The sequence below is a fragment of the Fibrobacter succinogenes subsp. succinogenes S85 genome, assembly GCF_000146505.1.
Classification (GTDB): Bacteria; Fibrobacterota; Fibrobacteria; order Fibrobacterales; family Fibrobacteraceae; genus Fibrobacter; species Fibrobacter succinogenes.
The window spans coordinates 2034853-2060045 of the sequence record NC_017448.1; the positions used below are offsets into that span (position 1 = coordinate 2034853).

General features: G+C 40.6%; 17 protein-coding genes. 4 read left to right on the top strand and 13 right to left on the bottom strand.

Translation table 11 applies throughout. From position 1 onward, the window contains the following. The first annotated feature begins 139 nt into the window (after positions 1-139). Together FSU_RS16555 and ahcY are read left to right on the top strand one after the other, a co-directional pair. Entirely contained in the window at positions 140-1627 is a 1488-nt protein-coding gene (locus tag FSU_RS16555) for a DUF4153 domain-containing protein (RefSeq protein ID WP_338031730.1), read from the top strand. Positions 1628-1772: 145 nt separating this feature from the next. After that, positions 1773-3233 carry an adenosylhomocysteinase gene (gene ahcY, locus FSU_RS08320; protein WP_015731971.1) on the top strand — a complete coding sequence of 487 codons (1461 nt, stop codon included), beginning with the start codon at positions 1773-1775 and terminating at the stop codon, positions 3231-3233. 192 nt (positions 3234-3425) lie between these two features. Here the strand turns inward: ahcY and FSU_RS08325 are convergent, their stop codons facing one another. From FSU_RS08325 to FSU_RS08355, 7 genes are all read right to left on the bottom strand, one after another. Further along, entirely contained in the window at positions 3426-3638 is a 213-nt protein-coding gene (locus FSU_RS08325) for a hypothetical protein (RefSeq protein ID WP_015731972.1), read from the bottom strand. Positions 3639-3689: 51 nt separating this feature from the next. Further along, entirely contained in the window at positions 3690-4700 is a 1011-nt protein-coding gene (locus tag FSU_RS08330; RefSeq protein WP_244263598.1) for a virulence RhuM family protein, read from the bottom strand. Between the two features lie 119 nt (positions 4701-4819). Then, positions 4820-7867, bottom strand: a complete 3048-nt coding sequence (locus tag FSU_RS08335; protein WP_014546005.1) for a type III restriction-modification system endonuclease — start codon at positions 7865-7867, stop codon at positions 4820-4822. A gap of 9 nt (positions 7868-7876) precedes the next feature. Next, positions 7877-8104 carry a hypothetical protein gene (locus FSU_RS08340; RefSeq protein WP_014546006.1) on the bottom strand — a complete coding sequence of 76 codons (228 nt, stop codon included), beginning with the start codon at positions 8102-8104 and terminating at the stop codon, positions 7877-7879. 3 nt (positions 8105-8107) lie between these two features. Continuing rightward, positions 8108-8587, bottom strand: coding sequence for a DUF3990 domain-containing protein (locus FSU_RS08345; RefSeq protein WP_014546007.1), 480 nt, complete (start codon positions 8585-8587; stop codon positions 8108-8110). Next, on the bottom strand, positions 8584-8799 hold the full coding sequence (locus FSU_RS08350) for a DUF3791 domain-containing protein (RefSeq protein ID WP_015731974.1): 216 nt from the start codon (positions 8797-8799) through the stop codon (positions 8584-8586). The genes FSU_RS08345 and FSU_RS08350 overlap by 4 nt, the downstream gene beginning before the upstream one ends. A 104-nt stretch (positions 8800-8903) precedes the next feature. Further along, positions 8904-11129 carry a DUF262 domain-containing protein gene (locus FSU_RS08355; protein WP_014546008.1) on the bottom strand — a complete coding sequence of 742 codons (2226 nt, stop codon included), beginning with the start codon at positions 11127-11129 and terminating at the stop codon, positions 8904-8906. Positions 11130-11476: 347 nt separating this feature from the next. Here FSU_RS08355 and FSU_RS08360 point away from each other — a divergent pair, with 347 nt between their 5' ends. Beyond that, positions 11477-11758: a hypothetical protein gene (locus FSU_RS08360; protein WP_041917837.1), complete on the top strand. Its 282-nt coding sequence runs from the start codon at positions 11477-11479 to the stop codon at positions 11756-11758. 33 nt (positions 11759-11791) lie between these two features. Further along, on the top strand, positions 11792-12442 hold the full coding sequence (locus FSU_RS08365) for a helix-turn-helix domain-containing protein (RefSeq protein ID WP_014546009.1): 651 nt from the start codon (positions 11792-11794) through the stop codon (positions 12440-12442). On the opposite strand, the gene FSU_RS08370 is transcribed toward FSU_RS08365, so the two are convergent. From FSU_RS08370 to FSU_RS08395, 6 genes are all read right to left on the bottom strand, one after another. Next, positions 12392-15109 (bottom strand): hypothetical protein, encoded by a 2718-nt coding sequence (locus FSU_RS08370; protein ID WP_041260110.1) that lies wholly within the window; start codon positions 15107-15109, stop codon positions 12392-12394. The two genes, FSU_RS08365 and FSU_RS08370, sit on opposite strands and share 51 nt — an antisense overlap. Before the next feature lie 7 nt (positions 15110-15116). Continuing rightward, positions 15117-17630 (bottom strand): reverse transcriptase domain-containing protein, encoded by a 2514-nt coding sequence (locus tag FSU_RS08375; protein ID WP_014546010.1) that lies wholly within the window; start codon positions 17628-17630, stop codon positions 15117-15119. 3 nt (positions 17631-17633) lie between these two features. Continuing rightward, positions 17634-19553: a site-specific DNA-methyltransferase gene (locus FSU_RS08380; RefSeq protein ID WP_014546011.1), complete on the bottom strand. Its 1920-nt coding sequence runs from the start codon at positions 19551-19553 to the stop codon at positions 17634-17636. 46 nt (positions 19554-19599) lie between these two features. Beyond that, positions 19600-22296 carry an SIR2 family protein gene (locus tag FSU_RS08385; protein ID WP_014546012.1) on the bottom strand — a complete coding sequence of 899 codons (2697 nt, stop codon included), beginning with the start codon at positions 22294-22296 and terminating at the stop codon, positions 19600-19602. A gap of 175 nt (positions 22297-22471) precedes the next feature. After that, positions 22472-23794 (bottom strand): ATP-binding protein, encoded by a 1323-nt coding sequence (locus FSU_RS08390; protein WP_014546013.1) that lies wholly within the window; start codon positions 23792-23794, stop codon positions 22472-22474. Positions 23795-24013: 219 nt separating this feature from the next. Further along, positions 24014-25189: a phospholipase D family protein gene (locus FSU_RS08395; protein WP_015731977.1), complete on the bottom strand. Its 1176-nt coding sequence runs from the start codon at positions 25187-25189 to the stop codon at positions 24014-24016. Positions 25190-25193: the final 4 nt, after the last annotated feature.

The following is a 25193-nucleotide window of genomic DNA, read 5'->3' on the forward strand; positions in this document are numbered from 1 at the left end:
TTTAGTTTCTATTCGCGATCATTTATTCCCATTCTGGGCCACATTTTATCCTGTCGCAGCCATGCTCATCGCCCTCACGACATCGCTCATCCAGGAATCGCGAAAAAGCACTCGCAAAACGCCGCAAATTCTTACAAGCGTGAGCTGGCTTGTCATTTCATTTACACTCAGTATTCTTTACGTCTCTACTGATAATTTTGGCGACAAACAATCCATAGGCCATACAATCATATACATTTACTGCATTATTGGATTAGCCGCGTGTTTCGGCCCGTTTTGGAATCAAAAAAACGACAACGCATTATGGTTTTTCCATAACAAGATATGCGCCCCAGTCCTCATGTCTTTTGGGGTTACAGTTTTATTTATCATTGTAACATTTGCACTCTTAGTTGCAATTATCGCATTATCTAATGGAAGCAGAGACCCCGGCTTAAGCGCACTGGCGTTAACATTCTTTTTTTCTGTCTTCACAATATTTCCCGTCCTGTGCATGGCGGGCATTCCGTCCATTGACAAATGCATCGAAGAAAATCCGACTTTAAAAAACTTTACAACCACCATAAAATTGAAGATAAGGTCAAAGCAGTTCAGTTTTTCTTTTGATTGCTTCAAACACATATTTTTACCACTTTACGCCATTTATATCGTCGTCGTCCATATTTATGACATCACAGCCCTGCAAGAATGGAATCTCCCAACAGGAACAATCTTTTCCCTGGCATACGTAGCCTTAATTTGCGTGTTCATCATCCAAAACGAATATTATCCAGCAATTATAAAACCCGAACGTTCTTCTGAAAAGACAATCGCCAGAGTTCTCTCCTACACTTGCATTTTCCCCTTTGTCACAGCAACAATTGCAATTATCCAAAGAATTTCTGAATACGGCATTACACCTAGCCGTTTTAACGCATTAGCATTTTGCATTTTCTTATGCATAGTCGTTATACTTGACTGCATTACCAAAACCATTCCATCTAAATATGTAGCCATCATTCTCTGCGTGATAGCTACAGTATCCTTGATTGGCCCTTTCAGCGAAACAAATATCATCCGCAACGCGTGGCTCAAGAACATCGAGAAAACACTCGTAAACGAAGGCTACACAGCGTACCCGCTCAGCGAAAAAGACACGAAAAAGTTTTTCTCGGACCTTTGGGATAAAGACGGACACACGGCAAGCATCATCGCCTACCAAGTGAAAATGCTCCATTTTCAATCCATCAAAGAACTTTATCGGTTCTTCCCCGAAAAAAGCAACCTGTCCAACATCGTCAAAAAGTACCGTTCCATTAGCAGGACTGTTGAAAACGACAAACTCCACACGATGCCCGAAAATTTCAGCAAATTCGCATACGTGGATTATACGTTCAAACACGAAGACCTCGTGACGCGAAACGACACGCTATTTTTCAATTATCCGCTCAAGGACATTGACTCGACAAGCAGCAAGGTTTTCAGTTTCTACGTACCAAAGCAAAACTGGCTTGATAAGGACATAAAGGTCCTCGAAACCGAGGGCGCCCGATTCGAAGTGGAATTCATCAAGTTCGCCCAATGGGAAAACGAAAAGCACCAACGCGAAAGAGGCTTGCGCCTCCGCGGGATGCTGTTCATGGAGTAAATTTGGCCGTTAGGGACATTGCGCGACCGATTTAGCTTGACTAAATCTATGCATATAACTATATTTACGCATAAATAAGAAATGCGCGGTTTGCAGCTATTACGAGATGGTCGCTAAAACCGTGCCGCAAAACAAAGGATTCTTTATGGAATACAAAATTAAGGATATCAACCTTGCGATCGAAGGCCGCAAGGAACTCGACCTCGCCGAAACTGAAATGCCGGGCCTCATGGCTCTCCGCAAGGAATATGCAGGCAAGAAGCCGCTCGCAGGCGCCCGCATCATGGGTAGCCTCCACATGACCGTGCAGACCGCCATTCTCATCGAAACGCTCGTGGACCTCGGTGCAGACGTGCGCTGGGTCTCCTGCAACATTTTCAGTACGCAGGACAACGCCGCAGCCGCCGTCGTGGTTGGCAAGAACGGCAGCGTGAGCAATCCGCAGGGCGTGCCGGTTTTCGCCTGGAAGGGTGAATCCTTGGAAGAATATTGGGAAAACACCGCCCGCGCACTCGTATGGCCGGATGGCAAGACCGCCGACCTCATCGTCGATGACGGTGGCGACGCCACCATGCTCGTGACCTGCGGTGCAGAATTCGAAGACGCCGGCAAGGTGCCTGAATTCAACCCGGAAACCGACAGCGAAGAATGGGGCGTGTTCCTCGCCACCTGCCGCAAAATTTTCGAAAAGGATCCGAAACAGTGGACCCGCGCCCGCGAAGCATTGAAGGGCGTTTCCGAAGAAACCACCACCGGCGTGCATCGCTTGTACCAAATGGCTCAGGCCAAGCGCCTCAAGTTCCCGGCCATCAACGTGAACGATTCCGTGACCAAGTCCAAGTTCGACAACCTCTACGGCTGCCGCCACTCCCTCATCGACGGCATCAACCGCGCCACCGACGTGATGATGGCAGGCAAGATCGCAGTCGTGTGCGGCTACGGCGACGTGGGTAAAGGCTGTGCCCAGTCCCTGCGCGGTCAGGGCGCTCGCGTGATCATCACCGAAATCGACCCGATTTGCGCACTCCAGGCCGCCATGGAAGGCTACGAAGTCAAGACTCTCGACGAAGTCGTTAGCTACGCAGACATCTTCGTGACCACCACCGGCAACACCGGCATCATCAGCGCCGCCCAGATGGAAAAGATGAAGAACCGCGCCATCGTCGGTAACATCGGCCACTTCGACAACGAAATCGACATGGCAGGCCTCAAGAAGATTCCGGGCATCAAGCGTAACGAAATCAAGCCGCAGTACGACGAATGGATTTTCGCCGACGGCCACAGCATCCTCGTGCTCGCCGAAGGCCGCCTCCTCAACCTCGGCTGCGCTACCGGTCACCCGAGCTTCGTGATGAGCGCAAGCTTCACGAACCAGACCATCGCACAGATTGACCTCTGGCTCAACGCCCAGGGCAAGGACACCGTCGCCGGCATCAAGTACGAAAGTGGCGTCGTGTACACGCTCCCGAAGATCCTCGACGAAAAGGTCGCACGCCTCCACCTCGAAAAGCTCGGCGTTCACCTCACCCGCCTCACGCAGGCCCAGGCCGACTACATCGGCGTGCCGGTCGAAGGCCCGTACAAGGCTGATCACTACCGCTACTAGTCGAGAGGATGCCAGCTTCGCTGGCTACAGACGAAAGAAATGTCATGTGAGAATCGCGGCCGGCAAGTGCCGCGAGACGCAAAAGCGAGAAGCGCCGAGCGTTAACGAGATTCGCGACAAGCGTGACTCAAGATGCGCTCGAGATGCGCGGCACTTTATACAAAACGAGGCTCCATACGGAGCCCTATTTTTTTAACGATTCCAGCCGGAATGTCCATCGCCATAGACAACACCACCGCCGCCATCATCATAACCGCCCAACGACGACGAGCTTTTTACGCCGAGCCAGCCGCGCATTCTCTTGATGCGCGTAGAAGAAGGAGCTTGGGAAGGGGCTGCAGCGGCTTGCTCCGAAGAGGCGACCTTATCGGCCGGAGATTGGTTATTGGTTACAGAATCGGGCATGATTAAATAATAGAAATTATCACTTGCTCAGCGGACTTTCCACGGCACAACTTAATTTTTCTTCATTTTCCGAATCACTTTGTCAAAATCAGAGTCAATTTTTTGCGTGCGGTTGAAAATCTCGTATTCTCCAAAAGCTTTCTCATCCGCCTGATTTCGACTGACTTTGCCATTGCCATCGAGAATATCGTAGCGCCTGAATTCCAGAAACTCGTTTACACTAGCAGCAAATTGTTCCATGTTAAAAGCAATCTCTCGTTCAATCAAGTCTTCAATATAATCAAAATAGCCACTCACAGTACGTTCCAGCTGGCGGATCTGCTTTTCCGACAAATAATTCTTGGCAATGTTCACATCGCTTTTCAGCACACGACCACTCGGAGAATTTTTCCATGTCGTAAGACCCATGTGCTCTTTTTTGTGGTCGGCCTCCTCATACACGATTTCTGCAGCGGTCCGTCCCGTTATCGCATAATGGAACTTGTTCTGAACCGTAGCGAAAAACTTTTTCGTTATTTCGGAATCCTTGTCGTAGTCTATGGAACATTCGGCAAAAATATCCGTTATCTGCTGCCAAATGCGGCGTTCGCTCGCACGGATAGATCGGACTCTTTCCAAAAGTTCCTTGAAGTAGTCCTTACCGAAAACAGCGTTACCCTGCTTTAAGCGCTCGTCGTCGAGCACAAAACCCTTCTTGATGTATTCCTTCAGGATTCCCGTAGCCCAGATGCGGAACTTTGTGGCCTTTGCGGAATTTACGCGGTAGCCGACGGAAATAATCGCATCGAGATTGTAAAAAGAGACATTGCGCTTTACGGAACGGGAACCTTCTTTTTGAACTACCGAGATTTCCTCGGTAGTTCGATTTTTTTCCAATTCGCCGCTTCCATACACATTTTTTAAATGCAGGCCGATATTATCTTGCGAACAATCAAACAACTCGGCCATAGCCTTCTGCGTCAACCAGATGGTCTCGTCTTTGACCAAAGCCATGACCTTGACATCTTCTTCTGGGCTGCTGTAAAGAATATACGATATCTGTTTAGCTAATTCGTTCGGCATATCTCCGCCATCTTTTACACATCTGAGCACTAAATGTATATTCATAGAGAAATATTGTCAAGCCCCTCCACCCCTAATGCAAAAAGATCAACAGCGAAACCGTTGAGGAAGAAATAAATTTACTTCACTAAATCCAGCAATCGCTCGTAGGAATCCACCACGTCGTAGGTGACGGAGTCGCTGGAGATGGCGGCGAAATGTTTGCGGGCGCACTTGATTTTGGCGGATTCGATTTCGCGAAGTTCCATAGTGCTCATAGAGCCCTTGGTTTCAGCAACAAAATACACGTGCTTTACTTCGCCCTCATGAAAGGCAATTGCCCAGTCGGGATTATACTTGCCAACGGGCGTATTGATAAAAAATCCCTTGGGCAGCTTGATATAGAGCGAAACTTCCTTGCTTGTTTCCAGTTTCTGCGCAAAGTCGCGTTCGTTACTGGAATCGTAAATCAGGTGGTCGTATAAATGCTGGTGCGTTTCGCAAGCATTCATGCCGAGGCGTCCCTTCATCGTGTTATCTGTAAAGATGCTCGTCTCGTAACTGGATTCCAGTTTGTTATACGTGATATGTTCAATGATGACGGTCGCCTTCTGCTCGTTTATTAGGCGGCTTGCCTTGATGATAAACTCCTCGGGGTTTTCCTGGAACTGCTCAAAGACGGGCTTCTGGATTTTGCTCAGAATTTCGCCAACGGTCTTGCGGGTAAGTCCCGTATCTTCAACAATCTTTCCAATCAAGTCGTACTTGACGCTGGAATTTGCGGTGGCGACGGCAGCCCTAGACTCCGTAGTTTCCATCTTAAAGGCATTGCCCGCTTCCAGTTGTTCCTTGGACTTGATTTTGTCCAGGGAACCCTGCGACACCCTGAAGAAAATCTTCGTCACGCGCAAGTTCGCATTCAGCGCGTCAACTGACTTACAGACAAGTTCATCCGTCTCAAAATCCACCACGTAAGCAGACTTCGCATTAATCTTCTGCCAAAGTTCCTTGAATTCCTTAGAATTGTACTTGCTCTTGTTCAGGCGCAGTTCCACATTGTTCTTGCGGGCATCTTCGGGCTTAATCGCATCGGCATCGTAAAGCGTATCAAGTACATTGCAGATACTTGCGCAATAAGGAGCGACTTCTTCGCAAAGAGTCAGCGCACCGGCAGCCTTGTCCGTGCGATACTTATCCGTCAATGCCCCCTTCTTCACATAGCCGCATTCTAGCAACGCGTCGTAAACCGTCTGCGCAAAGTCATCCGTTACAAACAACTTTTCGCCGGCTTCCGACGTAAACGACTTTCCCTTGAACAGGTCAATCGTCACCTTGATCGGGCGACTGCCAATCGTTTCCGCCATTTCGGTTTGCAACGCCTTCGCAAAATCCTCGTAACTTTCGTTAGCGACAACCGTCAACACATTCACCGAATGCACGTCACCGCCCAAGACGCTCTCGTCCATGCGTTCGCCATTCTGGTTCACGCATAAACGCAACCCGCGGCCCACTTCTTGTCGCTTGCGGACTTCCGAAGCGCTGCTCTTGAGCGTGCAAATCTGGAACACGTTCTGGTTATCCCAACCTTCCTTCAATGCGGAATGGCTGAATATAAACCGCACCGGTTCTTCGCGCGAAAGCAAGCGTTCCTTGTCTTTCATGATCAAGTCATATGCGTCGATATCGTCGGAATCCGATGACCCGCGGGCGACCTTGCTATCTACAAAGCGACCGCCGCCCTTCTTGCTCTTGTCGATGGAGAAATACCCCGCATGCGCCTTGTGGGCATCCGTCTTTTCCAGAAATTCAAAATACTCCGGGCTCTCCAGCAAATCCTGCTGCATCGACTTGCGGATGGAATCGTATTCTTCTTCGAACATTCTGGCGTAAATGCCCATCTCGTCCGGAGCGTCGTAATCGCGATACTTTTTGACCTCGTCAATGAAGAACAGCGAAAGCACCTTGATGCCCTTGCCGAAAAGCGCCCGCTCGCGTTTGAAATGCGAAATAATCGTTTCGCGAATCTGAATGCGGCGCAACTGTTCTTCGTTCACCACGCCCACGCAGTCGCCGGCAAAAATCTTCTTGCCGTTCGTGAAAGTCACAGAAGAATCATTGCCGTTCACGTCGGTAATGGTATAGCCGTCCTTGTATTCTTCGAGACCGCCCGACTGTTCGTAAAGATTAAAACCCTTCGTGACGTGGGCCTTTTTCTTGAGCAGGCCGCCCTTGCCCTTGCAATCAAATTCAAGAGTCGCGACAGGAGCCTTGTCCGTAAACACCTGAACGCCTTCCAAGTACAAATAACCCTCGGTCGCCGTAGAACCGCTCACCGTAATGCCCTTGACGCTAATCTTCTTGACCAGGTGCTTGTTGTAGGCATCCATCGCATCGAGGCGGTAAACCATGTTGTAGATGGCGTCCTTGCGGTGCGTCGCCGAATAGCGTAAAGTCAACAGCGGCTGGAATTCCGCCAGGCCCTCTTTCGTCTTCTTGCCCTCGACACTCTGCGGCTCGTCGATAATCAGAATCGGGTTCGTGCTCGCGATAACGTCTATCGGGCGGCGGCTGCGGAACTCGTCCAGCTTCATGCGGATACGGCGCGCGTCCTTGCCCGTAGCGTTGAACGCCTGCGAGTTAATAATCATCACGTTGATGTGACTGTCCGACGCAAAGTGGTCTATCTCGGTCAGGTTCTGCGAATTGTAGATAAAGAACCGGATGGACTTGCCGTATTCTTCCAAAAAATGCTCCTGCATAATCTGGAACGACTTATAGACGCCCTCGCGAATGGCTATACTCGGAACCACCACGATAAACTTGGTCCAGCCATAGGCGCGGTTCAGCTCGTACATCGTCTTGATGTAGGTGTAGGTCTTGCCCGTACCTGTTTCCATTTCGATGGTCAGGTTGTAATGGCCTTCCAGCTTGTCGGACTGCGGCAAAAGATTCGCCGACTGCACTGCCTGCAAGTTCGCAAGCACCTTGGAATCACTCAGCTCGGGCACCAGACGCTGGTTGCAAAAACCGGTCACGCCCCTCTGCGCAGGCACACTGCCGCCAAAGAGCTTGGTCGTACCCGAATCCATCAAGTAGCTCGATTCCAGGTAGGGTTGCCCCGCAAAAACATCGCAAACGGCCTTCGCGGCATCTGCCTGGAACTGCTGGTACTTGAACTGGATTTTCATATTGTAAAATTAGGAATGTTTTGCAGAAAGTTCTGTTTCTTCAAGTATCTGCACAAGGACTTTGTAATCAAGATACTGGATGCCTTCAACGCCCTCATGGATTTTATCGGCAAGCTTGCTCTGGTAATAAAGATCCATAGCTTCTTCCAGCGAACACTTACGCACCTGCGCCAAATACGCTATAATCCGTTCTTCCAGACGTTCCTGATAAACCTTCTCTAGAACTTCGCCATCCATAAGCTAAGCCTCTTCGCCAGAAACAAACGTCAGTAACGAATCAATCGCTTTCTGCGTAATGAAGGCAATCTGATCGTAATGCGGATACACCTTGATTTCTCTCAAGGCGCGGTCTAAGTCCCAGATTCCAGAATGATACATGTCCACCACACGGAAAACCTTGTCATTCGCAACCTTGCCTACGATAACATCATAATCCTTGTAATCCAATGCCCCATCGCGGCACTTGCAGACAAAATTTATCCATTCGGTCAAATCTTCTGGAAAAGTCTTTACCGATAAATCGCTTGTAAAATCCGACATCTCGTAGATGTTCAGAACAGGACTCGCACCATCATAAATTTTTGACTTTCTTACGGCCCAGCGGATAGCCTGCTCGCGAACGGTAGTCACATAGAACCCCATCCCGAAATCAAGGGGCCTATAGGAATGGTTGATATCAGGCTTCTGCACAACCTGTATTGAGCCGTGGTAAACAATCATATAGCCACCTTGCGGACTTTCAAATATTCTTCGATATCGCTCACGACAAAATCAGTCCCTTGCGTGTGCATTATTTCGTAATTGGGGACAAGGAACTTTTGGATACAACCGGAATCCCTAAGTTTTTTATATACGGCGGACGGCAGCCGATTCCACTTGTTCGCGCAAGCGTGAATCATGTACACGACAAATTCGAAAGAATCCTGGATCATAATGCCTCCGTATAATTTAAAAGATACTTATTTTTCATTAAAGAAGGTAATATCCGCCGTTCTTTGGAGGTTTACGAACCCACATTTTCTCACGTTATGACGAATCATCCTTTCTTCAAAAATTCAACACGCCATCCCAAATTCAGTGCATCCGACAAGTCTTCCAATTGTTTCTTCTTGGTTTCTGTGCTACTATGAGTGTTTAGATAATACCCATCACCCATGGGAACTGAATTTGCATATTTGGAACTGTGTTCTCCTTTTTTGAATAAAGGTTCACTATCTAGTACAGATAAATACTTTTGAGCATATTCACACATTTGTTTTTTATCAATGCTCCTTAGAATTTCTTCAAACGCTTCTATCAATGTGTCTTTTGCAGAATCATGTTGGATTGTCGAGCCATCTTTTTTATAAAGGATAATATTTGTTTTTTTACCCTTTGCGCCCACAGATCTTATCAGCGGCTTAGATACATTGACGCCAATGACATTAAAAGATTCCGGTTCATCAAAATCACCGTCATCAACGCCCCATATATCCAGCACTTCCTTTGTCAATGCTACCTGACGCTGGAGACATTGGTATTCATTCCATTCCTTGTGAGCATTGTAAACATTTTCGACAATATCGATAGAAGTAATGCTCAGTTCCGCATAAGCCTTGACACCCTTGCGTTTGGGCGAGCCTTCCATTTTCACTTTAAACTTATTATTCTGGATAGACGTATTCAGTTTGCTGGTCAAAAGCGTCATGTTGCCAATGGAATACACCATCTTTTGACGGTTAACCTTACCTTCGGCCTCATCAATTTTCTCGCCCTTGGCATTAACATACGGTACATCGCTCCAATTTTCCTCCCACTTTTGCGGTATGATATGTTCAAGCGTGTAATCGTATTTCAATTCCTTAAGATCATATTTTTTAGAATCGAAGCGGCGCTTGAGTTCAATCCAGAAAAGAATTAGAGTCGCTTCGCGGTTCTTTATTTTAGAAAGGCCGGTAAATACCTCGTCATTCGAGATAAGTTCTGCCATCTGGCATGGCTTCGTCTCGTCATCAATAAACTCAAGGCAATTCTTGTTGTACCCCTTTGTACTTTCTCCCGCAATCATTCTGCGCATAATGAATTTTTCCAATTCATTCATTCGCTGATTCAGTGTACCTTCGTCTTTTTCATACTTTTTCAGCAAGAATAGAATGTACGGATTAAAGGTTGTCAGACCAAGTACGTCCAGAATATGGAATAGGCGTTTGGCGCTATCTTCATAAGAATAACAAGTTGTCTTGCCCAATTCCGGGACATTGTCACGATATATCTGAGCATAATTAATGATTTTCCGGACAAATTCCTTTACCTCTTTTTCTTTCATTTCTTCGATATACTTTTTGTAGAGGTCAGGAATATCCGTCAAGGTATGCTCGCTTGGGTCAAATATTTTTTCAATGATCGCTACGGATTGTAGTAGGACTTCGCTGTTGTCACGCTGAATGCGACCGATGGTCCTTTTCTTGCCCCAATAATGCAGGGTCTCCTCGTCCTTGCAGAAAACATTTCCCCAAGTGTTATCGTAGAACTCAACGACATCTTCTTCTGTGCAAAATTCAAGAGCCTTTTGGAAGAGGGCGTTTTTCACGATGTCCGTAGATGTCAGGCGCACACCCGCACTATTGATGGTATCGAATATCTGCTGTTCGTGGTCATCTTCGTCCAGGGCAATAACCACAATCATCTTGTTATTTTCGGACAGCAGATTGTCAAAGATATCGCTCACGATATCAGGAGAGGATGTTTTTAATTGGTCGATGAAATATTTATAACAGCAGAGAATTTTGTGTGACGAATTGTCATCATCGACATCTAAATTTACGATTTCCGAATAGTCTATAGACGTGATTCCGTTGGCCTCTACACTTCCGATAACTTTTTCAAAATCCTGCCTATCTACTTTTGAATGCTTGACTTTGATATGATAAGTCGAATCCGTCTTTTTCCTTTTGTAGAAAAGAGCGTTCCGCGCATCGTCAAGGACATTAGCCTTGATTTCATCGCTGAAGGTATCGTATATAGCTTTTAGCAGAATGCTCAATGTGGTCAAGCGTTGCTGGCCGTCAATTACGCTTACACGCGTTGTTGCACCGAATACGGACGAATCGTTGATCTTCTTGAGGATGATAGACCCAAGGAAGTGCCTGCGATTCACCTGTTTAAGATCATCCAAGAGTTCTTCCCAGTTGTCTTTTTTCCACACGTAGGCTCGCTGGAAAAACGGAATTTCGAAAGTCTGGATTTCGTTCAAGAAGGAAAAGGATTTAGATTCTGCTTTCATAGGGGTAAAAATACTTATTTATGACTGGAACGAAAGACTTCAAAACTCAATCCCTATATAGGATGAAGATTAGACACACCTTTATAGTGGCTCATTACACAAAACATGTCGAATTAAGTTAAATTTCGGCGTTTTATTCATTTTTTGAATAAATATATTGACAAAACAACAAAAAAAACATATCATTATTCGCAAAACGAATAGCAACCACATTAAAGGATTAACTTATGAAAATCTAGGAGAACATATGCCTTCCGCATGGACAATAAACAACGACGCCTCGTGCTTTTCTCGCAGTGCAGCAAAGAGCTTTTCAAAAGAATTACCCTCAAGAGTTTGTCAATATCATGGCAAACTTAGATAGATACAAAAGTGCTTTAGATTCTGGGATACACCCTGAGCAAATCAAAAAAGAAAACACTTTTGTCCATAACGAAGGAAAAGGAGTTGTGTCTATAACGCAACACCCCCTCCGTAAAGGAGCGCATCCTCTTAGACTGTACGTTTACCCTTGTTTGACCACACACGTATTACACATTCTTTTTATAGGCGACAAACATCATCAAGAAAAAGACATCCAAACAATTCACAACTATGTGAAAAAGAACCTTCAAGAACCAAACGCTTAAAACATCACATACACCCTAACAAGGGAGACCGCTATGGACAAGAAGATAACTTCAGTTTCGGAATTATTAAAGGATATGGGAATTGATGACGACGCAAGAAAGGGCGTCGATAAAGAAATCGAAAATCACATTCTTGGCAAAAATCTGATGATTCTCCGCATGAAGAACAATCTTTCTCAAGCAGAAATGGCGAAAAAAATAGGTGTATCGCAACCCTGCATTTCCAGGCTTGAATACGCAAGCAATGACCAAATTAGACTTGGCGATTTGAATAAATATGTTGCTGCTTTGGGCTACGAAACAACGCTCATTATTTCCAAACCGCAGAACATCGCACAAAAAATCAAGAATACCTACAATCAGCTTTCTGCGTTACTAACAGAGTTGCAAAAATACGCAGTTGATGATGAGGCAATTCTTCAAGGCATCGCCAAATTCGAACTGGAAGCGACCCACAACATGCTCAATCTCGCTTCTGCATTAATAGAAAGCAGTTCTTCTAAATTGAAGAAGATTCATCCTCAACAAGAAACTCAAATTATTCTTGACGATTCAATAGTTGAAAGTAAAAAGAAAAATTTGGCATTTGCTCAAGTCAAGGAAGTCGGCGGAATGGCCGACTTTTTGATTCTATTACAATTCATTTTTACGTTGCAAAAGACCACCCATCGTCTCTATTTTTAACATACAATCAGGTAACATTTTATCCCAAGGCATATTATGAGCCCTCAAAACATACGCATGATTAGATAGACTTGAATCAAATTTCTTGTCATACAATTCAGCTATTATTTTCCCCACATTCTCATTCACCTTATAATCATTATAAGGAACTAGATGCATCGCATTCACCTTCAAAGAATAATTTGAATTTTCCGATTCTACCTTACTTTTCCCATATGGAATGTTTTTATCATCCAATGCGAAAATACACCTAACCTCAACTTCAACATCTTTTCCAAGAATCTTCTTATTCGTAGCCAATATCTTATCAATTGTCGTATTAAGTCTTACATATGATCTTTCAGTTTCTTTACAATTACGGAAATAATAATTCAACATTTTCTCTGTTGAAGAACCTGAAATAATATTATCCGTCAAAAAAATTATTTTTGAAATGGTTTTAGGTTTTTGGCCTTCAATATTCAAATAATAACCATAAATAGCATCATTTTTAAGGTTTGCATTTAACAACCCTGCATCAATGGCCCATTTTATAATACTTCGGTCTTCTGTGATGTTTTTTGTAATAATATTCGATAGAGTTCCCCCGTCTCCGTAGCTTTCTTTGCCAACAAATAAAACATCATTACTCTCCAATTCTTTGATTTTCTTGATAAAAGTAGAATCCCATTCATCACTATTCAAAACATAATTTGAATAATATTTATTTAAAAGCAAGTCCTTAAATTTTTCGAACCAATTTTTTTCATCCCCCGGTTTAATAAATACCTGTATGTGCCAATATAATTTAAAAATAGCCAAAGCTTTACAATCTGTTCCGTTTGTAAATCCGTACAGTTTTCGTAATTTATCTGTAAATCCAGTGTGTTCAACAATTGTAGCAATCCTAAAAAAATTTGAATCTTTTAAGAAAATATCTTTTGTTAAAGAACTTTCTTCCCTTATATTATGCAATTTTTTTAAATATTTTTCCGTATCTATCCATTTACGAGGAATAAGAATATAATGGCTATTTTTGTTTATCGCCCATATTTTTTCTTCCTCGTAATCATTTATATTATCATCTTCATTCTCGCACTTAATTACACTCGCGTCAATTCGATGAGAGTCGACATAAAATAAATTTTTTCCTTTATTTTTCTTTATTTCAACAGAAACAATATTTCCTTCATGTTCGGAGAAATATTCTTTCCTCAGCAAATTTTCAAAAAAAACTTTTATATCGCCATTACAAGGCACATAGATTTGATAAGGCATAATTAGCTTCGGAACCAAATCCATAGAAGTATTTTCGTCATAACGATCTGGATTTACATATTTTTTTATAAAATTAAAATAAAGGATAAGCGCATTTTCAATCTTTCCATGCTTTTCATTTTCTTCAATAAATCGTTTAAAAAGAGCATTTTGATAAAACTCATCGTCAGTCAACGTTTTAATACATTCTAAATATTTCGTATTTTGAACGCAATCATCACCTGTTAAGTTTGCAAAAAATTCAGCTAAAAAATCTATTGTAAGAATATTTGTTTCTAATCTATTTTGTTTAAGAATTACACCTCTTATTCCATTCTGACTATTTCCTATGATTTTCCAAAAATGTCTTGGTGTGCAAGGAGAGGATTTATTTTCTGATTCAACAATTTGTTTGTCTTTGAATTGATTTGTTATTTGAAGATAACGGCCATCATTTCTATCTACAATAAAGGCCTTATCAAAAAAAACATTATAACAAGATTTACTACTCACGTCGAGTAAAACATCTACTTTTGCATTTGAATTACTTCCTAAAAGAATTTCTTTTAGGGAACAAAACCTCCAGTTTTCCTGAACAGCTAAAACTATATACCATGCAATTTCTTCATTTTTAGAGTTTTTTTCAGCTTGAACTGTTTCTCCGCCAAAATAATCTTTTTTTGTACTTCTAATAATTAAATATGATTCGTCGTGAACCATCAAAACTTGGTTTGCTAAATTGTTTTTTCCTGCAAGTGCTCCTCCTATAAAAGATCCATTATTGCATAAAAGTTCAAGAATTTTAATATTGTATTTTTGGGCAATCTCATTCACTTTTTGGCGAATAGAAACCTTGTCATCAAAATCTATTTGTGTATAGATTTGCAACGCGAAGAAAAGCTGAATTAGATTTTCTTTTGTTGGATCCTTTGCGTCTTCAATAACTCCATCTAACAGGTCATGAATCGGATAAACGTATGCTCCTATGTCATCCTTAATCCGAAAAATCCACGAAAATTGTTCTGTAAACTCCCCAATATGGGTATAAAAAACATTAAACTTATCTTTTAAGGTATTAAATAGCAATCTGTTCTTATTTGCTAATTCGCTTAAAAATTGTACTAAAACAATTCCATGATGAGAATAAATGTTTTTTCGTTCTTTTGCTAGAGATAAATTATTTATGTAATCAATAAAATTTTTGAATAGATTTATAGGAAAGTCTTTAGAGTGTGCAGATTCCAATTTTATTACACACGAGAGCATCCAAAAAATTCTACATATTTCTTCAATGTTTTCTTCTTTTTCAGTATTCTCGAATTTTTCAGATAGAGTTAAATTCACCAATTCAATAAGAATTTTGATTTTATTTAAATCTTTATTTTCTAAATCTAACGACAACTGTTCTAGACGACGCTTCAACATCTTCATTTCCCTTTTATTTTTCTAGTGATTTTGACAAGAAAATCAATATACTTTTTTCTATGAACTCAACTCCATCATCTTTTGAAAAATAATCAACTAAACATTTTAATTGATTCTCCTTATTTTCTAATAAGGTGTTATTTTGAACCGACGTAAATAAAATCTGAATAAAATTTTTAAAATTGATAGAATTAATTGGAATTTCTTTGTAATACTCTTTATTAATAAAAAGTTGAAATAAAAAAGGAGATGAAAATAGTAATTTGTAGAATTTTCTAAAGACGCTTCCTCTTCCCATATCAGAAGCTGCTATTTGTTCCAAATGCTTTTTTGCAAAATCAATCCTATTTGGAAGATCAATACAATTACTCAACAAGAAATTGGCATCGTTAATACTCCATTCTCCATTTCTTAAAACAAATCTATCCATTGCAAAACACGGATCTCCATCAAGTAAAACACTTTTTTCTTGCGTAACATCATACATCAATTGATTTAGACGACCAAATTCTTCTAATTCTTCTAATGACAAATTCGAAATTTTACCATAAATCTTTGTTTTTTCCTTGTTAAAGAAAAGACTATTTTTTTCAAAAAAAGAAGCTAATTCCATCAAAATTTTTTCACCATCCAGCGTTGAGTCATAGAAAATATACATATCATCCACATATCTAAATATTTTTACTTTGTTAGACAAAGTAATATTTTTTTCAATAAATTCATCAACTATAGAATCAAGAATAAATTCTACAAGAACTCTAGCATAAGCTGGACCTTGTGGAACGCCTTTTTGAGAGCCTACAGCATTAATCATTAGTCGTTCGTTGAATGAAATAAGGTAATTGCAAATATTTGAAATTTCTTTTCCTATTTTTTCTTTTTTGTCAATACTTTTCAGCAAAGTGTTTTTTAGAGAGCTCAAAAAAATGCTATCATAACAATTTTTTAAATCAGCCTTAATAAAGCCGAAATCTTCAAATAGTTTTAGATTAAAAAACACAGATACATCTTGGATAAATTTACTCCATGAATTTATCCAAGGAGAAAAAACATCGCCGCCCTCTGATAAATTTAAATGGTAGCTATAAGACTTGTAATCTTTTTGTATGCGACTCACTAGTTCAAAAATAAGTGCAGTAGTAAGAACTCTTTCTTTCACCCCAAGTGATATCATTATTCGTTCTTTTTTTTCTTCTTTTCGCAAAAAAGACATATAATCTATATCAAGAGGAGTTTCCGCTTCACCAGCAATAATTTTTTTTAAAACGCTATTAGATTCAGAAATATCATAAAAAGAGAAAAAACGAAAATCTTGTTCTATTTTTAGAGAAAGAACTTCATCGTTGTAATGAAAATAGTTATTCTCTTTCTTTAAAATACTTTCAATTAAAAGAGAATCTTTACTTTTTTTTATTTCACAACTTTCAAAAGGAATGTCCATTTTCTCTAAAACAAACTCAGCAATAGAACGCTGATCCTTACAAGGAGAAACTCCATATATGCTATGTAGATATTGAATTGTCAGCGGAAAATAAACTCTTTTATTTTTCCGAATTTCCTCATTTGTAATCTCGGCATTAAAATTCGACTGCATTTTAAATATTTGCCATAAAATTTTTTCACCTTCTCTAATATGGGCAAATGTACCTAGCATTATTTTTCGATCACATATTGTCATTTTCCCATTAGAAATATTTCTCCATATAATTTTCAAAGCAGAATCAGATTCAAATGCTCGCTCTAACTGTTCAAAGGAGTAATTCTCTTTGGGGGTGACAAATTGTCTTTTTACAAATTCTTCTATTTCAATTTGTTGTACATCTAGCTTAATTCTTTCTACAAGTTCTATAGGATTATTTACAGAAAATTTTTTCAAACATTCAAGTTGGCTTCTTAAAAACGACGTGTCAAATTTTTCAATTTTTTCGCAAGAGAAATTGTTTATATCGTTTACAAAATATGAATAAGTTCCTTTTTGATGTCGCGAAAGCGGAATTTTTACCATAGATCCATATTTGTTTTTTTTCTTTCCGCTCAATACTTTAGGAAATCTATCTAAACCATAGACCAAATCAGCCGCCAAACAAGATTTCATGCCATCCAACAATCGATCTTGTATTAAATAACCTAAGTTTTTAGGAATTGCACGATTAAATAGAATCCAAATATGAAAACCTCTTCTTCCGGAATATTCTATTATATATTTAATATTTAATGAATCTAACACCTTTGTAAAAGGAATTACATACTTTTCTTTTAATTCTTTTACATTCCCTCCGGCGTCCTTCTTGCAATCAAAGTCAAAACAGATCCATCTTAGCAAATCTAAATATGTCAGCTGTTGATACGCTCCTAATGCGGCGCCTGATTTCAACATTTTTTTTATTAAAAATGGAGTTACCGTTGCTTTGGTTGCTATATAAATACCATCGTCTCTTTGCACTCCAACTACAGTGTCATTGGTGACAAATTTTTGAAAAAGTTCATTTGATACTTCATCCAATAACAAATCCATAGAATCTTTCATATCTTACACCACCTTCACGGTTGTATTTGGGCTGAGGGTTTTGAAGATTTCGGTGACATTGATTTTGGCGGAGTCGCTTTTGAAGCTGGAGTCACGGAAGACGGCGCGGAGGGGCTTGGTTGCTGCGATTTGGCGGATGGCGGCTTCGGGGATGTCGCTTGCAAAGCAGGCGACTAGGTCGCCGTCATTGACGTTATAGACTTGGAGGTTTTCGATGGTTTCGGTTTTGATGGGGAGCGAGAGCGGGACGCCCCAATCGACGAGGCAGCCGAAGAGGAGGTCCATGTCGGTGCGGCCGTCCTTGATGTTGCTGATTTGCTCGACGAGGTCTTGCTGGGAGATTTCGCCGGCGGAGTAATAGACGTCCTTCATGTTGGAGTCATCGATTTTCAGGACGCGGAAACCGATGTCCAACGGTTTTGCAGTTGTGGGCTTGTCACTTGCGCTATCAAACAGGTCCGTTTTGTCGGCGGCAGATTTTTCTTTGGCTTGTTGTTCTGCAAGGATTTTATCGCCTGCGCGGCGGATGCGTTCCTTACCGATTTCGCAAATGGTCTTGTAGCCAGCCTTTGCGGCTTCAGAATTTTCATCGCATTTTTCTGGAAGTTGAACCATGATGAATTTGCGATGGCCGCCGTCTTCAGCATTCAATTGCATAACGGCATGAGCAGTTGTTGCAGAGCCAGAGAAGAAGTCTAAAACAATTCCAGACGGGTCTCTTAATAGAGCCAACATATTTTGGACAAGTTCTATTGGTTTTGGAGTATCGAAAACCTGAATTCCATTAAATAGCTCTTTTATCATTGCCGCAGATTGACGAGTTGTTCCATATTTTGGTCCATCCCATAAATTTTCAGGAGTTCGCCCCACTTGATCGTTCAAATAAATTTTTCGTATAATGCCACTAAAATCACTTTTAAACTTAATTTCACCCGTAGAAATTTTTTCTTTGATTGATTCTTCCGACCATCTCCAACCTTTTTCTGGAGCCTTTATCACATTTCCATTTGGAGCAACAATATCATAGCACAACGTTTTTCTGTAATTTGGACTGCGGACATCCCCACTTCGCCACAAGCCCTTCGGATCGTTATCAGGATTACTGTAATTTACATTATCTTCAGCAGTCCTTTCCATATAAAATCTTGGCAATTGGTTCATATCGTGAGCATACACGAACGTATGATTATACTGTCTTGAAAAATGAAGTTCATCATTTTTGCTTTGTTGTGTATGTTTCCATATGACATTTGCAACAAAATTACTTCCACCAAACACTTCGTCGCAAATCTTTTTCAGGTTCGCTTGTTCGTTATCGTCGATGCTGATAAATATCACGCCATCGTCGGTGAGCAGGTTGCGGGCGAGCAGCAGGCGGCTGTAAATCATGGAACACCAGTCGGAATGGAAACGGCCGTTGCTGTCGGAATTCTGCACCATGCGATTTCCTTCGTCGTCCACGGCGCCGCTTTCTTCGGCGTACTTGGCGCTATCCATGCGGAAGTCGTCTTTGTAGATAAAGTCGTTTCCGGTGTTGTAGGGCGGGTCGATGTATATCATCTTGACCTTGCCCAGGTAGCCCTCTTGCAGGAGTTTCAGGGCTTCGAGGTTGTCGCCTTCGATGTAGAGGTTCTCGGTGGTGTCGAAGTTCTTGGATTCTTCCACGCAGGGGCGCAGCGTCTTGCGGATGGGTTTCGCGGCTTCTACCATGGCGTCGCGCTTGCCGACCCAGGTGAATTCGTAGGACTCGTCGCCTTCCGCGACGCTCTCGCCGAGCATCTGCTTGAGCGCATCGAAATTCACCGCCTTCTTCAGCTTGCCATCCTTGGCCTTGCTTTCGGTCACGCAATTCGGGAACAGCGCAGCAATCTTCTCGACGTTCATCTGCACCATATCGGGAGTTTCAAACTTCATCTTTTCCATGGGATACCTTTTGTACGAAATATAGGATCATTTCTTCATTTTGTGCTTACACACTATGAAAACGCCTTTCTAAATCATCAACAGTATTCTTCAATTTTTTATATACACCCAAGAATGTATTATCTTTTTTCAAAAATTCCAAAATATTTAATGTTGAACGGATTGACGAATAATATGTTTTTGGGGGATAGCCATCAATAAGCTTCTCAACCAATTTACAAACCTCATTTTTATTTTTCTTAAGATTAAAAGCAATTAAATAAAGATGATAATTTGTAGTGTTAATGAACTGTCCAAAGTCATTATTCTCCATTTTACTTATTTTTTGATTTACAACATATTGCTTTATAATTTTTTGACAATTTTTATCTGATATCTGGTATAATTCAAGTAATACATTTTGAATGAATTCTATTTTTTCTTTCTCAGAATAATCATCAATATTTCGAATTATATTATGAATAATATAATCAGAAGTAAATTTAGATTTAAGAATACGGCCACAATAGTAAAGATTGTATAATCTATTCCATGACAATGCTGTTTCTTCATAACCGTTCATTTTTTTGCAAATAAATTTATTTAACAAATTTTCCAACAATGTAATAATTTGTTTTTGATTAAATGAACGTGAGTATAGATTCCACTGAATAGCAAAAAAACTATTGATTGCGCTAAAAATAACAAGGGTATTCTTAGCTTCATTCACCAGACGATTTAGTATGGCCCATATTTTCTTATATAATTCATCCGATAACTCATTTAATGATAAGATGAAAAGTGCTTTTTCTATATATCCATCAAAATTATCCCAAATAGAATAGGATGTTCTATCAATAAAATGATTCACACAATTTTTTATTACAGAATCAACAAGCCAATTTAATAGATCCTGGTCTAAAGCCAAATTCTTCCTTTTGCCTTTCTTTTGAAAATCTTCAAATAGGTATTTTAAATCATCGCTCTTATAATATTTGATGCATACATACAAATCAATTTTACTTAAAGTAATTTTTTTCTTTTTCTGCTGTTGTAATAAAGCTATTGACACATAATTTTTGCATAATTCACGATAAATTGAAAAACCTTCTATGCAAATACCATTTAGTAGAACAAAATCAATCAGATTTTGCAATTCAGATTCCGGTTTATTTTCATTTGACGAAAAAACCATTCCTCCACGATCGATAATTCTGTAATTCTTTTCTTTTTCCTTTACATTTGTAAAAGACTCAAATTGAAATTTGTAAAGATCAAGCATCGTTAAGAAATTCTTCATTTCTTCACAATCTCTTTGAGCATCTTTAGGGAAAAAGCTATACTCTATATCTATTGAAAACCGACTTTCCTGCTTAAATTTTATTTCAAGGTCACTTATATATTTTAGTTCATTTAAAAGAAGATTGTGATTAAAAAAACCTACAAGCAAATAAAGATAATTATGTTTTCTTTTGCATAACGAAATCATTCGCCTATTACACTCAAAAGCATCTTCAATTCTACCTAGATTTCTGAAACAGACAATATTCCTAAGAACAGAAGAAATATCATCCTCATCCCTTTTTATTGAGTAATCAAAATTTATTATTGCAGACTCTTCACGTACATTATTTTCTGTAAAAAGGCGATATTTATAACAATTTTTTTCATCTATAGATGTCACAAATCCTGTAATATTGGCTTTAGCCAGTATATTACATATTCGGTTAATTTTTTCATCACATCCACTCAATTCTTTTATAAAATTTTGGTATATTTCTTTTCTCTTCTCATCTTCTTTTTCTCTAAAGTTATACTCATGAAAATGCAGGATACCTCTTTTTTGTGAATCGTATAATATTTCACTATTTTTTAAAGAATTGCAAATATTCTTTTGTAATGCTACATAGTAGTTATCGTATTTCTTTATTTCGTTATATACATATTCAACGGGATTTTGAGAAAAATCAGTTGGCGTCCCAAGTTCCGTTAAAAAACTTTTTAACGACTCGGTTCGATTTTCGTTTTCAACAACAATTGTGATAATTCCAAATTTTTCTAAATACCTTTCCGAAAATTCGTCATACTTATTGACCACCATATAAATAGGGGGTTGGACTGTAGAATGATTTTGGAACCAGTTTACAATTTGTTTTAAGTCTATATCGCTAAACGAGTACCCTATCATTACAATAGTATGAGTGGATACAATACTCTTTATATAATTTTCTATTAAAGGAAAATTGTTTGAGTAATTGAGATAATCATCTTCAGTAAAAATATAATTGTCGTGGTGAAAATCACCATGCATTTTAATAATCTTATTGTCGTTCTTTGATTTAATTAATTCATTATCAGAAGCAATAACATCATAGATATAATTTATTTCTTCTTCTATACAATTTTCAAAAAGACAATCCCAATTTGTTGTAATTATGCAGTGTGGTCGTAATTTTAAGATAGCTCGTTGAATATCAGATGGAATATCTTTTGTGGGGAAGCAACTACCAACAGTACTCTTTAATTTTAATGGTCCATACTTTAAAGCATAAAGTTGAGCAATTTTTAAAGGATCAGAATCCTTGCATCCAATAAGGCCTCTCTGCAACTTTTTTAATATATCCGACCATAGTGGATATGTATCACCAGAGGCAGAGGCCCTAGACACTCCCGAACCAACAAAAAATGCCAATTTGTGTTCCGATAAAGATTCTTTTATCAATCTATAGTATTCAATATTTTTGTCAACAATAGAATTAGCCATACAAACCTTTTTAAAGAATACTTTGATTTGTCACGATGCTCATCATTTTAAAATCACCTTATTCGGTCACGCAATTCGGGAACAGCGCGGCAATCTTCTCGACATTCATCTGCGCCATATCGGGAGTTTCAAACTTCATCTTTTCCATGGGATACCTTTGTCCGAGGTATCGCCTTTATTCTGCCGCTTTTTCCGCTTTTTTTAAATTTTTTATTGTAGCGATTCCGTACAGCGGTATATTCAGCATCTTTTCGTTGTCACGGAAGGGGAGCATCGATGTTTTTACCGCCAAATCGGGCGCAAACTGGTCACAGAACAACGTAAAACTGCGTGAGCGCAGGTTCTCGCCGGACTTGACTTCAATGGGGATAATCAGTCCATCCTTTTGCAGAATGAAATCCACTTCAGAGGTGCTGCGTTCGTTTGTCCAATATCCGAGGTAGTCGGGGTCCAGAGTAGAGAGCTCCTGCATCACGAACTGTTCGGCCATTGCGCCCTTGAACTCCGTGAAAATTTTGTTCCCGTCGATTAACGTTTTAGCGTCTAAACCAGCGGATGCGCCAAGCAAGCCCACGTCCAACATGAAAAGCTTGAACACGTGAGTGTCCTGGTAGGCCTTCAGCGGCATACGGGGTTCCTTGACCCGGTGGGATTCCAGCACCAGCCCGCAATCGCGGAGCCATTCTATGGCAATTTCAAAATCCTTGGCGCGTGCGCCCTCGCGGATAATCCCGTACACGAATTTCTTGTTTTCCTTGCTGAGCTGGGCAGGGAGGCTGTCCCACACCATGTTCAGGCGCGGAATCTGCTCGCCAGGCGCATGCTTCGAAAAATCCGCCGCATACGAGCGCAGTATTTCGCGCTGGATTTCGCGGGCCTCGAAGTAGTCGCCGGTATCGACCCATTTCTGCACCACTTCAGGCATTCCACCCACAAACAAGTAACTCCTCAGCAAACCGAGCAGTTCATCGTGAAATGGTTCCAATGCGTTCCATTGCCCGTTACGGATGGCTTCGCAAAGCATTTCTTTTTTTGCGGCGTACAGGAATTCAAAAAACGAGAGCGGACCAAGGTCCAAGAAAGACACCTTGCCCACCGGAAACGAAAGGCCGGAGTGCAGCGCAATGCCGAGCAGCGAACCAGCCGCGACTACGGCGTATTGGGGAGCGTCTTCGCAAAAATACTTGAGCGAGGTCAGGCCGCCCTCTGCCGCCTGGATTTCATCGAAGATAATCAGGGTGTTTTCGGGGTCGATCTTTTTCCCGTAATTGAGCTCAATCGTAGAAACAATTCTCTTGATGTCGAAATTTTCAGAGAACAGGTCACGGAGGCGGCGCTCATTTTCGAAGTTGATATAGACGGTCTCGGCAAAGGAGGTCTTGCCGAACTCCTTCAAAAGCCAGGTCTTTCCAGTCTGTCTAGCTCCACGGACAATCAGCGGCTTGCGGTCCTTACGCACTTTCCACTGAGCCAGCTGTTGCATCGCAAATCGTTCCATAATGCCTCTTTTTTGCCTTTTTATAGTAAATATATATAAAAAAGCCGTAAAACAACAAAAATATCTTGATAAAAGTGTAGTTTAAATACATTTTTATCAAGATATTTAAGTTTTGGGAGGGGAAATGGCGATTTTAGCGGAATTTTGCCATTTTTCGGCAAAAATCGCGCCGTATGTTGAAATATCTATAATTTTGGCCGGATTTTTTGTTGAAAAAAACTATAATTTTTTGGATTTCTTCTTTTTTGGGGGACATATTCTCCAAATGAGCGTATCTATTCCGGCAAGATCTTTCACATAATTTGAATTTTGTCTTACAACAGAGCGCAACCTCCTTGCCAAATCAATATACTTTTGACCTTCTGTTCCCCCACGATCTAAGGACCACTCATTCTTTTTTATCCACGTTTTTACAGGATCGTTTAAAACAGGGTATTTCTTCGGGAAGAACTGGCACAACATTTCGGATAACCAAGCTTTTCTCGCGGGATTTTTCCTTTTGGCTAATAGGTCAATTTTCTTCGCCACCAATTCATCTAAATCCAGAAGACTCATTTTCTTTTCATTTTCAATGATATCTATCAAAGCCGTAGTTGCTTCTCGCCAATTAATATTCTTTGTGCAGATTCTTTCAACACCACTTCCTTGAAAACGGAAGCAGTCTTCTTCCTCCCATCTTCTATGCCATAATTGAGTAAATTCAGTCCAAAAAGCAGCGTTACTCATCGATCCGGTTGCATTTGATCTTAATAAATGAAGAATTTTTGCCTTTTTTTCTTTGAAAAGTTCTTGTTTGTATTCTCGTTCATTCAGGAGATCTTTAAAGTCCTTTTCCCAGGGTAATTTAATATTCAAATCAATTTGATCTAATGTAATTTCACCTTTAACTCTTTTTCCACCTATTTTGCTCTCTTCATATCTTGCAATCCAACTCTTAGAAATAGGATCCGATAATTTGATACAACCATTAAACCACTGCACTATCCTTTCGTATTCTTCCTGTTTTATACTACTAAAACTATTTATCTCATAATTTTCAGACAACGCTGCACTCGTCATATTAGAAGAACCGATTAAGGCAAAACATTCCTTTCGTTCTTTCCAAATTAATACCTTGGGATGAAACGTATTCTCGTTCGACGGGAAAGCAAACACATTTCCGCGCAAATTTCTTGGAAGCCAATCCAACAGAGACTGACAAGCCGCCTTTCTCGTCAGGCCAAAATTTGTTCCCACCAGAGCAACGAATTTCTTGCAATCCTTCTTTGGCTTTTGAGAAAAAGACCAGTCTGTCAAAAAAGCTGTGGCGATGTAGATTTCCTCAGCTCGTTTAAAAGCTCTATTGTATAGAGCTTTTAGATTTTCGTTATCTTTGGGATTGAGAAGTACTTTCATAATG

Excerpts from the sequence above, each read along its gene's own strand:
- ahcY (WP_015731971.1), top strand. The coding sequence starts at position 1,773 with ATGGAATACAAAATTAAGGATATCAACCTTGCGATCGAAGGCCGCAAG.
- FSU_RS08325 (WP_015731972.1), bottom strand. The coding sequence starts at position 3,638 with ATGCCCGATTCTGTAACCAATAACCAATCTCCGGCCGATAAGGTCGCC.
- FSU_RS08330 (WP_244263598.1), bottom strand. The coding sequence starts at position 4,700 with ATGCCGAACGAATTAGCTAAACAGATATCGTATATTCTTTACAGCAGC.
- FSU_RS08335 (WP_014546005.1), bottom strand. The coding sequence starts at position 7,867 with ATGAAAATCCAGTTCAAGTACCAGCAGTTCCAGGCAGATGCCGCGAAG.
- FSU_RS08340 (WP_014546006.1), bottom strand. The coding sequence starts at position 8,104 with ATGGATGGCGAAGTTCTAGAGAAGGTTTATCAGGAACGTCTGGAAGAA.
- FSU_RS08345 (WP_014546007.1), bottom strand. The coding sequence starts at position 8,587 with ATGATTGTTTACCACGGCTCAATACAGGTTGTGCAGAAGCCTGATATC.
- FSU_RS08350 (WP_015731974.1), bottom strand. The coding sequence starts at position 8,799 with ATGATCCAGGATTCTTTCGAATTTGTCGTGTACATGATTCACGCTTGC.
- FSU_RS08355 (WP_014546008.1), bottom strand. The coding sequence starts at position 11,129 with ATGAAAGCAGAATCTAAATCCTTTTCCTTCTTGAACGAAATCCAGACT.
- FSU_RS08360 (WP_041917837.1), top strand. The coding sequence starts at position 11,477 with ATGGCAAACTTAGATAGATACAAAAGTGCTTTAGATTCTGGGATACAC.
- FSU_RS08365 (WP_014546009.1), top strand. The coding sequence starts at position 11,792 with ATGGACAAGAAGATAACTTCAGTTTCGGAATTATTAAAGGATATGGGA.
- FSU_RS08370 (WP_041260110.1), bottom strand. The coding sequence starts at position 15,109 with ATGAAGATGTTGAAGCGTCGTCTAGAACAGTTGTCGTTAGATTTAGAA.
- FSU_RS08375 (WP_014546010.1), bottom strand. The coding sequence starts at position 17,630 with ATGAAAGATTCTATGGATTTGTTATTGGATGAAGTATCAAATGAACTT.
- FSU_RS08380 (WP_014546011.1), bottom strand. The coding sequence starts at position 19,553 with ATGGAAAAGATGAAGTTTGAAACTCCCGATATGGTGCAGATGAACGTC.
- FSU_RS08385 (WP_014546012.1), bottom strand. The coding sequence starts at position 22,296 with ATGGCTAATTCTATTGTTGACAAAAATATTGAATACTATAGATTGATA.
- FSU_RS08390 (WP_014546013.1), bottom strand. The coding sequence starts at position 23,794 with ATGGAACGATTTGCGATGCAACAGCTGGCTCAGTGGAAAGTGCGTAAG.
- FSU_RS08395 (WP_015731977.1), bottom strand. The coding sequence starts at position 25,189 with ATGAAAGTACTTCTCAATCCCAAAGATAACGAAAATCTAAAAGCTCTA.